At 52.6% G+C, this 13,781-nt stretch carries 11 protein-coding genes; 2 read left to right on the forward strand and 9 right to left on the reverse strand.

What is annotated here, in order from left to right:
• Positions 1-100: 100 nt before the first annotated feature.
• Positions 101-1,045, forward strand: coding sequence for a LysR family transcriptional regulator (locus FDX03_RS20615; protein WP_048213686.1), 945 nt, complete (start codon positions 101-103; stop codon positions 1,043-1,045).
• Positions 1,046-1,070: 25 nt separating this feature from the next.
• Here FDX03_RS20615 and FDX03_RS20620 read toward each other — a convergent pair whose 3' ends face one another.
• The 9 genes from FDX03_RS20620 to FDX03_RS20660 form a co-directional block, all read right to left on the reverse strand.
• Positions 1,071-2,207 (reverse strand): HlyD family secretion protein, encoded by a 1,137-nt coding sequence (locus FDX03_RS20620; RefSeq protein ID WP_061066812.1) that lies wholly within the window; start codon positions 2,205-2,207, stop codon positions 1,071-1,073.
• A 5-nt stretch (positions 2,208-2,212) separates the two neighbouring features.
• Positions 2,213-2,536: a DUF3302 domain-containing protein gene (locus tag FDX03_RS20625; protein ID WP_061066813.1), complete on the reverse strand. Its 324-nt coding sequence runs from the start codon at positions 2,534-2,536 to the stop codon at positions 2,213-2,215.
• 184 nt (positions 2,537-2,720) lie between these two features.
• A complete protein-coding gene (gene aldB / locus FDX03_RS20630) occupies positions 2,721-4,259 on the reverse strand; it encodes an aldehyde dehydrogenase AldB (protein ID WP_061066814.1) in 1,539 nt (512 codons plus the stop codon).
• A 92-nt stretch (positions 4,260-4,351) separates the two neighbouring features.
• Complete coding sequence (gene yiaY, locus FDX03_RS20635) at positions 4,352-5,503, reverse strand: L-threonine dehydrogenase (RefSeq protein ID WP_048213690.1); 1,152 nt, start codon at positions 5,501-5,503, stop codon at positions 4,352-4,354.
• Positions 5,504-5,691: 188 nt separating this feature from the next.
• Positions 5,692-7,536: a selenocysteine-specific translation elongation factor gene (selB, locus tag FDX03_RS20640; RefSeq protein ID WP_115601306.1), complete on the reverse strand. Its 1,845-nt coding sequence runs from the start codon at positions 7,534-7,536 to the stop codon at positions 5,692-5,694.
• Positions 7,533-8,924: an L-seryl-tRNA(Sec) selenium transferase gene (gene selA, locus FDX03_RS20645; RefSeq protein ID WP_137346513.1), complete on the reverse strand. Its 1,392-nt coding sequence runs from the start codon at positions 8,922-8,924 to the stop codon at positions 7,533-7,535. Before selA ends, selB begins: the two co-directional genes overlap by 4 nt.
• Before the next feature lie 98 nt (positions 8,925-9,022).
• Positions 9,023-9,631, reverse strand: a complete 609-nt coding sequence (locus FDX03_RS20650; RefSeq protein ID WP_048213693.1) for a glutathione S-transferase — start codon at positions 9,629-9,631, stop codon at positions 9,023-9,025.
• Positions 9,632-9,729: 98 nt separating this feature from the next.
• A complete protein-coding gene (locus FDX03_RS20655) occupies positions 9,730-10,866 on the reverse strand; it encodes an HlyD family secretion protein (protein ID WP_048213694.1) in 1,137 nt (378 codons plus the stop codon).
• 2 nt (positions 10,867-10,868) lie between these two features.
• Positions 10,869-11,231, reverse strand: a complete 363-nt coding sequence (locus tag FDX03_RS20660) for a DUF3302 domain-containing protein (RefSeq protein WP_061066819.1) — start codon at positions 11,229-11,231, stop codon at positions 10,869-10,871.
• A 533-nt stretch (positions 11,232-11,764) separates the two neighbouring features.
• Here FDX03_RS20660 and mtlA point away from each other — a divergent pair.
• Positions 11,765-13,681: a PTS mannitol transporter subunit IICBA gene (mtlA, locus tag FDX03_RS20665; protein ID WP_101742500.1), complete on the forward strand. Its 1,917-nt coding sequence runs from the start codon at positions 11,765-11,767 to the stop codon at positions 13,679-13,681.
• Positions 13,682-13,781 lie beyond the last annotated feature (100 nt).

A 13,781-nucleotide genomic window follows, 5' to 3' on the forward strand; every position in this document is an offset into this window, starting at 1 on the left:
AAGCTACAAAGCGCGTGCATAATAATGCTTACAATTTCATCGGTGCAACATCCATATTTATATAGTAATATATAAAAAATTATATATATCGGGCTTGGCGATGAATAAATTACAACTTAAACACCGGGAACTGAAGATTATTTCGGTAATCGCTGCCAGTGAAAACATCAGCCACGCAGCGACCATCCTCGGCATTGCGCAAGCCAACGTCAGTAAGTATCTTGCTGATTTTGAATCAAAGGTTGGATTAAAGGTGTTTGACCGCACCACCCGACAGTTGACCCTCACGCCGTTTGGTACTGCGCTGCTCCCTTACATCAATGACATGTTAGACCGAAACGATCAGTTGAATAATTTCATTGCTGATTATAAGCACGAAAAACGCGGCCGGGTAACGGTATATGCGCCAACCGGGATTATTGCTTACCTGTCGCAACATGTTATCGCAAAGATTCAGAATATCGGCGACATTAGCCTCTCACTGAAAACATGTAATCTTGAACGGAAAGCATTTTATGAAGGCGTCGACTTTCCTGATGATTGTGATGTTTTAATCACCTATGCGCATCCCAAAGACGAATCATTGGTCGCCAGTTTTATTACTAAATATGCAGTAACGGCCTTTGCCAGCCCGGAATATATTAGCACTCATCCTATAAGCGGCCCTGAAGATCTTGAACAGCACTCTTGTATTCTGATTGATTCCATGATGATCGACGATGCCAATATTTGGCGATTTACCTCCACCGGTGGCAAAGAGATGCACGACTACCGCGTGACGGGAAATTACGTCTGCGACAACACACAGTCTGCACTGGCGCTGGCTCGAAACCATCTGGGCATTGTTTTTGCGCCGAATACGAGCGTGCAAAAGGATGTTCAGGTCGGGTTGCTGGTCCCGTGTTTTTCTGAACAACATGAATGGTGGCTGGATCTGGTAGCGATTTTCCGCAAGCGTGAGTATCAGCCCTGGCGGGTGCAGTATATTCTTGATGAGATGTTGGCTGAGATTCGCCGGCAGCTTACTCAGTCGCTGGAGCAGTAGACTGAGCAAGCAAAACAGCCTGGGTTTAATGATCGAGATACAGGTAATGCACCCAACTGGTCATTCGCAACAAGACTTTGCGCATGACTGACACATGTTCGAAGTGGTCAGAATATACGGCGACCTGCGCGTAAATCCCGTCAGGTAACGCGCTAACCTCCGCATTATCATTCAGCTCAATCGTGGCGATCACCCCTTCAGAACCGGGCGTAGAGTTTAAGGATTGCAGCGCCCCGTTCGACTGGTATGTACCACCCGGTACGGCCGGACTGATAGCAGCCAGTTTACCGCTAAATACTTTACCCGGCAGGGCGTTAAACACCACTTCCGCTTCATCGCCTGGCTCCAGTCGCAGCAGCGAGTTTTGACGGAACTGGGCGATAATTTGCCGTTTTTGATCCGGGATAAACACCATCACCGGGCGCATAGGCAGTGCGGCGGCATAGGTTCCCGGACGCATCAGCACCTGCGTCACATAGCCATCGCTGGGCGCGCGAACCACGGTCTGGTCCAGATTGAACTCCGCTTCTGCTAACTGTGCTTTCAGGCTGGCAATTTGTGAATTTTCCCCCAGCACCAGGCTGTCTAACTGACTCTGGATTTGCTGTTGTTCCGCAATGGAGGACTTCACCGATGCTTCCTGCGCCAGATAGTTTTGCCGCGCCGCGTCGATATCGCGTTCAGAAAAAGGATTCACCTTCGCCTGGCTTCCCTGCGCATAGCGCTGATAATCTTTCGCCAGCTTGTCACGGGTAGCCTTTGCCCGTTGCGTGTTGGCTTGCATTTCATCCAGTTGCGCAGCAAGAGCCTGCTCTTTATGCTGTGCGGTGACAATATCGGCTTTCAGACGATCGACCCGCGCCTGATAACGCCCCGGATTAAGTTTGAATAGCACCTCGCCTTTTTTGATCAGTGTATTCTTCTTATCTGTCACTTCCGTCACGACACCCGTTACCTGCGGCACTACGGGAATAGAAATTACCGCCTTTTGCGCCTTAAAGGTATACGGATGATTATAATTCATCAGTAATATCAGTCCGCACACAATAAATATACCGCCCAATGCTGCGGTAGGTACTGTCCATTTGTTGACAGGAATTTTAAAAATCTTAAATATTGACCATGCACACGCTACATAGGTCAGAACAATCAGCAAATCCATCGATATTACTCCGCCGCAGAGGTCTTCACCTCACCCAATTTTTTTTCCAGATCGGCAACCCTTGCCTGCAGCTGGATCAGGGAAGAATCCGCGCTCTGCATGCCCCATCCGCGCTCCGGGCGATAAAGCGTTGCCCAGATCCATAAAAAGGGCCAAATAACATGTAAGGTAAACAAACTCACCCAACCCGCAACATGTATTGCGTCGGCATGAGGATGATTACGTTTTTTTGCAATCAGATAGGGAATATCATGCAGAATAATAACCCCATAAAAAATGACCAGGAATACAAAAATAAGCACTCCTAATGCAAAATAATTAAGGAACATATTTGCCTCAGAGATTGAAATAACAAATAAGAATTCTATTTGGATTTAAAAATAGATTGGAGGATAGTAGATGAATATGTACATGGAGTGCAATTATCTTGTTTATATAACGACATATGGGTTTTTATATAACTGCAGAATAAAGATATGCCCGGCGCAAAACCGGGCAATAAGTGACGAGAAATTAAAACAGTCCCAGTGGTTTATCCGAGTAGCTCACCAGCAGGCACTTGGTTTGCTGATAATGCTCGAGCATCATTTTGTGTGTCTCGCGCCCGATGCCCGACTGTTTATAGCCGCCGAACGCCGCATGTGCCGGGTAAGCGTGGTAACAGTTGGTCCAGACACGGCCAGCCTGAATACCGCGTCCCATCTTGTATGCCAGATTACCGTTACGACTCCAGACGCCGGCGCCTAGCCCATATTGCGTGTCATTGGCGATTTCCAGCGCCTCATCCATGGTTTTAAAGGTAGTGACCGCCAGTACCGGGCCAAAGATCTCCTCCTGGAAAACCCGCATGTTGTTCTTACCAAACAGAATGGTTGGTTCGAGGTAATAACCCTCTTTTAACTCACCATCCAGGTGCTTGCGCCGCCCGCCGGTAAGAACATCTGCACCTTCTTTCTTACCAATGTCGATGTAATTCAGAATAGTTTCCAGTTGACCATGCGACACCTGCGCGCCCATCTGCGTCACGCTGTCTAACGGATTACCGCTACGAATACTCTCCACGCGGCGAATGGCCCTTTCCATAAAACGTTCATAAATGGATTCCTGAACCAGCGCACGACTCGGACAGGTACACACTTCGCCCTGGTTGAAGGCAAACAATGCAAAACCTTCCAGCGCTTTGTCAAAGAACGCATCTTCTTCATCCATCACGTCCGCGAAGAAGATATTGGGTGACTTGCCGCCCAGTTCCAGCGTGACAGGAATAATGTTCTGCGTGGCGTACTGCATGATCTGCTGCCCAACTTCCGTTGAGCCGGTAAACGCCACTTTCGCAATACGTTTTGACGTCGCCAGATACTCACCAATTTCCCCACCCGCGCCGTTTACCACGTTCACCACGCCAGGCGGGAGCAGATCGCCGATGACTTCCATCAGCAACAGCACGGACAGCGGCGTCAGGCGCGCGGGTTTCAGCACCACGCAGTTACCCGCCGCCAGCGCGGGTGCCATCTTCCAGCTGGCCATCAGCAGCGGGAAGTTCCACGGGATAATTTGCCCTACCACACCAAGAGGTTCATGGAAGTGATAAGCCACGGTTTCGCTATCAACCTCGCTGATTCCCCCTTCCTGCGCACGAATACAGGAGGCAAAATAGCGGAAATGGTCAATTGCCAGCGGCACATCTGCCGCGCTGGTTTCGCGGATGGGTTTACCGTTATCCCAGGTTTCTGCCGTCGCCAGCAGCTCCAGATTTTGCTCCATACGATCGGCAATTTTGAACAGAATCGCCGCCCTGTCCTGCACGGATGTCTGCGCCCACTTGTCTTTTACTTTGTGCGCGGCATCCAGTGCCAGATCGATATCCTTTTTGCCGGAAGAGGCCACTTCGCACAGTAATTGCCCGGTAACTGGCGTCAGGTTCTGGTAATACTCACCGTCCACTGGTGCAACCCAGTCGCCGCCGATAAAGTTATCGTATCGGGCCTTTAACTTCAGAGGGTAACCATACTCGCCGGGATAAATACGCGTTGAAGGGGGGTTGTTGGTCATGACCGTCTCCTTGCTGTAGGGGTACTACAAGGGTAGACGGGGCTGGCGAATTATTCGCCAGCCTTTTACTGCTTTACGACAGGTATCACGAATTACATGGCAGCACGATAAATCGCCATGATTTCTTCATGTGTCGCCTGGATCGGGTTAGTAAAACCACAGGCATCTTTCAGAGCGTTGGTCGCCAGAACAGCAAAATCTTCTTCCTTAACGTTCAGCTCACGCAAACCTGCCGGAATATTCACTTTCTGCGCCAGTTCGCGGATTGCCGCGATACAGGCTTCGGCTCCTTGCGCATCGTTCAATCCAGCCACGTCGACGCCCATTGCCGCAGCACAATCGCGCAGACGAGCTGCGGCCACCTTGCTATTGAAGACCTGAACGTGCGGCAGCAGTACCGCATTGCAGACACCGTGCGGCAGGTCGTAGAAACCACCCAACTGATGCGCCATTGCGTGAACGTAACCCAGAGAGGCGTTGTTGAATGCCATACCTGCGAGGAACTGTGCGTAAGCCATCGCTTCACGTGCCTGAGCATTGGCGCCATCTTCCACGGCGATCGTCAGGTTCTCGGCAATCATCGTCACGGCTTTAAGCGCACATGCATCGGTGATCGGCGTTGCCGCAATGGAGACATACGCTTCAATCGCGTGAGTCAGCGCATCCATACCGGTTGCCGCTGTCAGGGACTTCGGCATACCGACCATCAGCGAAGAATCATTGACGGACAGCAGCGGTGTAACGTGCTTATCGACAATCGCCATTTTGATGTGGCGTACTTCGTCGGTAATGATGCAAAAACGGGTCATTTCAGATGCCGTTCCCGCCGTCGTGTTAATGGCAATCATCGGCAACTGCGGTTTTGCAGAACGGTCGACGCCTTCGTAATCACTAATATCGCCGCCGTTAGCCGCCACCAGCGCAATCCCCTTCGCACAATCGTGTGGGGAACCGCCACCGAGGGAAATTACGCTATCACAGGCATTTTCTTTCAGCATTTGCAGACCTGCGGCAACGTTGCTGGTTGTCGGATTAGGATGCGTACCATCATAAATTACGCTGAAAATATCACGTTCCTGCAGCGCTTTTTGAATTTCACTCGCCATACCTAATTTCGCCAGCATGGCATCCGTGACAATTAACGTACGACGAAAACCATATTCCGCCATTGTATTCATTGCATCTTTTAATGAACCAGCGCCAATTACATTCACGGAAGGAATAAAAAATGTTGAAGCAGCCATTGTACGATCCTTAATTACTCAAAAGAGGCAGGAAGCATACGAGTGATAATCCCAACAAAATATGATCGTGGTTGTTATTTTAATAACATTGAAAATTAAAAAGCACATTAGGTTCATAATCTAATGTGCTTATTTCAATCAATATCTATTTTGTATTAATTCATTTAATTTTTGAATTAATTGTTTCATTACTTTTCGGGAAACAGTAATGCATCGCGTAATAAATGATCATTTCCCCGACGACGCGTAAAACCAATACGGTCAAAATATTCCAGAATCTGAATAGCCAATTTACGCCCGACGTTAAGCCTGTCGCGGAAATCGGCAGCGCAGGTCGATCCTCTCTCCTGATCCAGTTCGCGGATCAGATTGGCAAAGGCCACAATCCGATCGTTACGGTAATAACGATCTTTGACGATCGCCGTAATAATGCCCTGCTGCGCCGCCTGCCGTAGCGCCAGACGCATCGCCTGCTCGTCCGTAGCCGTGGTTTTCGCCAGATCCCGCACCCACCACGGCTCATCACCAAACAGAGGTTCTACTTTTTGCCAGATAGCCCGCTGCTCATCGCTAAAACCGGCCTTATGATCCGGCAAATGTAGCCAGCCATGATGGCTATCAATAGCGCCGCTATCGCGCATCTTTTCAATCAGCAGCAGGACCAGCGCTTCATCTTCCATCGGCAGGGCCATACGACGCAGGCGTTCACGTCCAGGTCCCGGCTCATCACGGTGCTGTTCATGGTAGGTCGCCAGCGTATCCAGAATCTTACGCTGCCAGCGTGCAGCAACGGGCGCATTCAACAGACTATACCCGGCGCGAATAAATCCATGTTGCTCAATCAACGGACGCATGCCGTCGCCATTGAGCTGGCGTGCCCATGCGAAATCGGGAATATTCACCGCCCCGCGAGTCAGATGCAATGCCAGCGCTTCGCCGTCATTCTGCGCATTTTCCAGCGCCGACAGCCACTGTAAATACTCCGGCTTACGCTTCCCACGACGCGGTGGATTCAGCGTCACGACACGTGCGCCTGCCAGCGTCGTACGGGCAGAAATATCACGCAGCACCAGCCTGTCGTTATCAGCCAGCCACAGCGGCGTATCAAACACCAGTTCCGCCAGCGTCCCTTCGAGCAGTGAGATACGTCCGGTCACGTGGCTGGCCGCGTGGTGGATATGCAGCGGCTGCCACTGCATCAGCGGAGCCGAGTGTTCTAAAGAGACAATGACGCGTGAGAAGGCCTCTGGCGGTGCATCTGCAAGCAGCCAGTCACCACGGTTAATCTCTTCTTTTTGCGCATCACCGGCAATGTTCAGCGCAATTCGCTGTCCGGCGTGAGCGTATTCGGTCGGCTGATTTTGCGCATGCAGGCTACGTACGCGCATCGGTTTGTTGACGCCCGTAAGCCACAACGCATCCCCGACGTTCACTTCTCCGCTGAGCGCCGTTCCCGTTACGACCAGACCTGCGCCTTTTACCGTGAAAGCGCGGTCAATCGCCAGGCGGAAGGTGTGATCGCGAGCCAGTTCACGCGGCGTCAACTGCAGCAAGTGGTCACGCAGCGCTTCGATACCACGGCCTTCACCGGCGGCAGTTACGAACAGTATCGCATCGGCAAAACCATAGTTACCCAGCGTGGTTTGCACCTCGGCACGTACTTCGTCAATGCGTGCTTCATCGACGCGATCGGCTTTTGTGAGCGCCACGGTAAGCTGTGGGTTGCCCGTCAGTTGCAGGATTTGCAAGTGTTCACGCGTTTGCGCCATCACGCCGTCATCACACGCCACCACCAGCAGCGCGTGGTCGATACCACCGACACCCGCCAGCATGTTGGACAGAAACTTTTCGTGACCAGGGACATCGATAAATCCCAGTACCCGCCCGTCCGGCTGCGGCCAGTAGGCATAGCCGAGGTCGATAGTCATGCCGCGCTTTTTTTCTTCCGGCAGCCGGTCGGCATTCACGCCGGTAATCGCCTGTAATAACGTTGTTTTTCCGTGGTCAACGTGTCCGGCGGTTGCAATAATCATTTCAGCATCATCTCCATAAACCGGGTCTCGTCTTCAAGGCAGCGCAGATCCAGCCACAAGCGGCCATCATAAATTCGCCCAATGACCGGCACGGGCAGCAAACGCCAGCGGGCGGCCAGCGCTTCGAGGCGGCTTCCACGCCCGTCATGGGGGGTAAAGGTTAATGCCGCGCTCGGCAGCCTATCAACTGGTAGCGAGCCGCTGCCAATCTGCGACAGGCAAGGCATGACAGTCAACGCAAACTCGGCACCATAATGTTCTGTCAATTGTGCTTGTAATCGTAGCGCCTGCGCGTGGACAGCCTCTTTCGTGCGGGTGAGCTGGCGTAACGTCGGCAACTTCTCCGCCAGCGCTTCCGGGTGCAGATAGAGCCGCAGCGTTGCTTCCAGCGCTGCCAGCGTCATTTTATCAGCCCGTAACGCGCGTTTCAGCGGATGGCTCTGTAAGCGGGCGATCATCTCTTTTTTACCGACGATAATCCCGGCCTGCGGCCCGCCCAACAGTTTGTCACCAGAGAAACTCACCAGGCTCACACCTGCGGCAATGAGCTGCTGCGGCATCGGTTCCTGCGGCAAACCATACTGACTGAGATCGACCAGCGAGCCGCTACCCAGATCCGCCACTACCGGCACATCCAGTTCCTGACCAATGGCGGCCAGCTCAGCTTCATCAACCGAGCTGGTAAAGCCTTCAATGCTGTAATTACTGGTATGGACTTTCATCAGCAGACCGGTGTTTTCATTCACCGCCTGACGGTAATCTTTCGCATGGGTCCGGTTGGTGGTGCCAACCTCGCGCAGGATACATCCGGCCTGGCACATCACGTCGGGAATACGAAACGCGCCGCCAATTTCTACCAGCTCGCCGCGCGAAACGACCACCTCTTTGCCGTTGGCCGTGGCGGCCAGCATCAGCAGAGCCGCAGCGGCATTATTATTGACAATACAGGCATCTTCCGCGCCGGTCAGGCGGCAGAGTAGATCCGCCAGCGCCCGATCCCGATGTCCACGTCCGGCATCATCCAGGCTGTATTCCAGCGTCACCGGCGTACGCATCGCCTGCACCACCGCAGCAATCGCCTCCTCAGCTTGTGATGCACGCCCAAGATTGGTATGCAGCACAGTCCCCGTCAGATTAATCACCGGGCGCAGCGCGCTTTGCGATTCTCGTTCCAGCCGGGAGCTGGCCTCTTGCGCCCAGTCTTCCCCCCATGCTGGAAGCGCCTGCGTGTCGCGAATCGCCTCTCTGGCTTCATCGAGCATATGACGCAGCAGATCCACCACGCGGGTATGACCGTGGGACTCACGTAAGACCTGGAAAGCGCTATCGCGCAGTAAACGATCGATAGCAGGAAGCTGGCTGTAGAGTGAACGCATGTCGGTTGTCATGAAAGGGCCTGGCTGTTGGTGGCCCTCTCCACCGTGGAGAGGGATATCGATATAGGAAGGATTGTACCGTGACTTTGCTCAGGCGGGTATTATCTGCATCAAGCCTTTGGCGGTTCCGTACGGGCAAAACTTTCGCGTTGAAAGAGTGTTTCCACCAGTTTGACCAGACGTGGACGGTCCACACACCAGCCAGGCGCAACCCGACGGAAATTGAGATAGCCCACGGCACAGGCAATCGCAATCGTTGCCAGATTAACCGTATCCGTTTTCAGCGTACCGTCCGCCAGATAACCTTCCAGCACATCCAGGCTGCGGGTAATTTTTTCGCGCTGGCGTAGCAATTCAGTTTCTGACTGCTGCGCAGCGGGGCGAGCCTGTTCGCGCACCGAGACTAATCCCGCATCCATAATACCGTCGGCCAGCGCTTCCAGTTGACGAACTTTGAGTGCCGCCAGCGGCTCACGCGGCAGCATTGCGGGTGCAATATCCAACAACTCTATATATTCAGCAATGATCGGAGAATCAAACCAGTACTCTCCCTTATCGGTGACCAGCGCGGGCACTTTTCCCAATGGATTGTATCGCGCCACGCCGCTATCCGCGTTATAGGGGAGTTCATTAACGAATTCGAAGGTGATGCCCTTTTCCAGCAACAGAATAGAAATTTTACGCACAAAAGGGCTGGTATAGCTGCCAATGAGTTTCATGCCGTGTCCTTTTTGCCAACAAAAAAGCGATGTCCAACGAATATCTGGACACCGCTTAGTATGGCTCAGGCCACGACAAATGGCAGGTGATGCTGGTCTCAATGATCCAAATAAAGATAATGCATCCAGCTGGTCATGCGCAGCAGCACTTTACGCATCACCGAAACGTGGGCGAAATGGTCGGAATAGACCGCCACCTGGGCATAGATACCGTCCGGTAGTGCATCCACATCTGCATTGGGAGCCAGTTCAATCGTGGCCAGCACGCCATCGGTACCCGGCACCACCGTCAGAGACTGCAATGCTCCCTGGGCCTGATAAGAACCGCCCGGTACAACCGGCAGAATGCTGGTGAGCTTGCCGGGGAATACCTGGCCTGGCAGCGCGTTGAAGACCACTTCCGCTTCATCACCCGGTTTAAGACGCAGCAACGAGTTCTGGCGGAATTGCGCCACGATTTGCCGTTTTTGTTCCGGAATAAACACCATCACCGGGCGCAGAGGCAGCGCGGCGGCGTAGGTTCCGGGCCGAATAAGCACCTGCGTAACATAGCCGTTGCTGGGGGCTCGGACGATAGTCTGCTCAAGATTGTATTTGGCTTCAGCGAGCTGAGCGCGCAGGGACGCAACCTGAGATTGCTCCCCGTTGACCATACTGTCTAACTGAGTCTGAATCTGCGTCTGTTCGGCGACGGAGCCTTTTACCAGCGCGTCCTGGGCCAGATAGTTCTGCCGGGCGTTGTCGATATCGCTTTCAGAGAAGGGATTAACCTTCGCCTGGCTGCCCTTCAAATAGCGTTGATAATCTTTATACAGGCGGTCGCGTTCAGCGGAAACGCGGGTGGTATTGGCGACGGCTTCAGAAAGTTGGGCTTTCAGATTGTCGATATTGTGCGTGGCGGTCACCAGATCGGCTTGCAGTCGGTCCACTCGCGCCTGATAACGCACGGGATCGAGTTTAAATAACACCTCGCCTTTTTTAATCAGTTGATTATTTTTATCTGTCACTTCACTCACAATTCCAGTGACCTGCGGGGTAACAGGTATTGAAATAACCGCCTTTTGCGCCGTAAAGGTATACGGGTGGTTATAGTTCATTAATAAGATGAGTCCCGCCACAATAAACACCCCACCTAATGCGGCTGTGGCAAGCGTCCATTGGTTTACCGGAATACGGAATATTTTAAAGATGGCCCAGGCAAATGCCACGTAAGTCAGGACAATCAACAAATCCATGATCAAATCTCCGGAAAGGTGGAGTTATCGTCTTTTTTCTCCCCAGCCAGCCTTTTTTCTAACTGGGTAATGCGCGCTGCCAGCGCGGCAATTTCAGGGTCTTGTTCCTTTCCGGTCGGCGTAATGTGTGACTGCATCCCCCAGCCTCGTTCTGGCTGATAGAGCGTGGCCCAGATCCACAGGAACGGCCAGATAACGTGCAGCGTAAATAAGCTCACCCAACCTGCCGTATGGATGGCATCGGCATGGGGATGGTTGCGCTTCTTAGCCATGTTATAGGGAATATCATGGATGGCGATGATTCCGTAAAACAGAACCAGAAAAACGAAGATCAGCACACCTAACGCGAAATAGTTTAGAAACATACCCGCCTCGTATTCACGCTAATCAGAGCTTTCAATTGCAGGCAGCCGAAAGGAGTCATGGCTGGTAATTTGAACATAATTGCAGTTAGTCATTTCCGCCATACCACCAGGGTATAAATTTGCAGGTGAACGACTCGCGGGGTAGCAGCAAGAAATGGGAGATGAAACAGAATCCGCGTCAGATCACATCAGGAGAAATCCTGGCAAATATTTATTGCGAAGTAGATCACAAATACCCAACAAACAGCCAAAGCAAAAACGTGAACAACTTCACATTTAAGTGCCTTTTCCAGCCTATTTCCGCGTAATGATGTTTTTTTATACCGGTGTTTTGTGATCGAAATCACATTAAGTAATGCCGTAAACCCTATATTTACGTGACATTGATCACATTAAAAGTCATCGACTGGACAGTTGAACGATTCAGTGCCAGATTTCGCAGTATCTACAGGGTCCGGCTACCTCCTGCCGCTACATTAACAAACCTCGGGCTTTCAGCCTGCGCGATAGCAAACATAAGAAGGGGTGTTTTTATGTCATCCGATATTAAGATCAAGGTGCAAAGCTTTGGTCGATTCCTCAGCAACATGGTGATGCCAAATATCGGCGCGTTTATCGCGTGGGGTATTATCACCGCATTATTCATTCCGACAGGGTGGTTGCCGAACGAAACGCTGGCGAAGCTGGTCGGCCCGATGATCACCTATCTGCTGCCGCTGTTGATCGGTTATACCGGTGGTAAGCTGGTTGGCGGCGAACGCGGCGGCGTAGTGGGCGCGATTACCACCATGGGCGTGATCGTCGGTGCTGATATGCCGATGTTCCTCGGTGCGATGATCGCAGGTCCGCTGGGCGGCTGGGCTATCAAGCATTTCGACGGCTGGGTAGACGGTAAGATCAAGTCCGGTTTTGAGATGCTGGTGAATAACTTCTCCGCTGGCATCATCGGGATGATCCTCGCCATTCTGGCATTCCTTGGCATTGGCCCATTGGTTGAAGCACTGTCCAAAATCCTGGCGGCAGGCGTTAACTTCATGGTTGTCCATGACATGCTGCCGCTGGCGTCTATCTTCGTTGAACCGGCGAAAATCCTGTTCCTCAACAACGCCATCAACCACGGTATTTTCTCACCGCTGGGCATTCAGCAGTCCCATGAGATGGGTAAATCCATCTTCTTCCTGATTGAAGCTAACCCGGGTCCGGGTATGGGCGTTCTGCTGGCATACATGTTCTTCGGTCGCGGCAGCGCTAAGCAGTCTGCAGGCGGCGCGGCTATCATCCACTTCCTGGGTGGTATCCACGAAATTTACTTCCCGTACGTGCTGATGAACCCGCGTCTGATCCTGGCCGTTATCCTCGGCGGTATGACTGGCGTATTTACGCTGACTATCCTGAACGGTGGTCTGGTGTCTCCGGCCTCTCCGGGTTCTATCCTGGCCGTACTGGCAATGACGCCGAAGGGCGCTTACTTCGCCAACATCGCGGCAATTTGTGCGGCAATGGCGGTCTCCTTTGTGGTCTCGGCGATTCTGCTGAAAACCAGCAAAGTGAAAGAAGAAGATGACATTGAAGCCGCAACCCGTCGTATGAACGACATGAAAGCGGAATCCAAAGGCGCATCTCCGCTGGCAGCGGGCGACGTGACCAACGACCTGAGCCATGTGCGTAAAATCATCGTCGCCTGCGACGCCGGCATGGGTTCCAGTGCCATGGGTGCGGGCGTACTGCGTAAGAAAGTGCAGGATGCCGGTCTGTCGCAGATTTCCGTCACCAACAGCGCGATTAACAATCTGCCGCCGGATGTGGATCTGGTCATTACCCACCGTGACCTGACCGAACGCGCTATGCGCCAGGTTCCGCAGGCACAGCACATTTCGCTGACCAACTTCCTCGACAGCGGTCTGTACTCCAATCTGACCGAACGTCTGGTCGCTGCACAGCGCCACAACGTGAACGAAGAGAAAGTCCGCGACCACCTGAAAGACAGCTTTGAAGAGGGTGATACCCACCTGTTCAAACTGGGTGCGGAGAATATCTTCCTGGGCCGTAAAGCCACCAACAAAGAAGAAGCGATTCGCTTTGCCGGTGAGCAACTGGTGAAAGGCGGCTATGTTGAGCCAGAGTACGTCGAGGCGATGCTGGACCGCGAAAAACTGACCCCGACTTACCTCGGCGAGTCCATCGCTGTACCGCACGGTACGGTTGAAGCCAAAGACCGCGTGCTGAAAACCGGTGTGGTGTTCTGCCAGTACCCGGAAGGCGTACGCTTCGGCGAAGAAGAAGACGATATCGCCCGTCTGGTCATTGGCATCGCTGCACGTAACAACGAGCACATCCAGGTGATTACCAGCCTGACCAACGCGCTGGATGACGAATCCGTGATCGAACGTCTGGCCCATACCACCAGCGTGGATGAAGTTCTGGCGCTGCTGGCGGGTAAAAAAGCTTAACGGTTAAGTATCTCCAAAATAGTTTGAGCTGCAGGAAGGCGGCAACGCAGTGAATCCCCAGGAGCGTACATAAGTACGTGACTGGGGTGAGCGAGGAGAG

The organism is Citrobacter sp. wls827, assembly GCF_005280875.1.
GTDB lineage: Bacteria > Pseudomonadota > Gammaproteobacteria > Enterobacterales > Enterobacteriaceae > Citrobacter > Citrobacter youngae.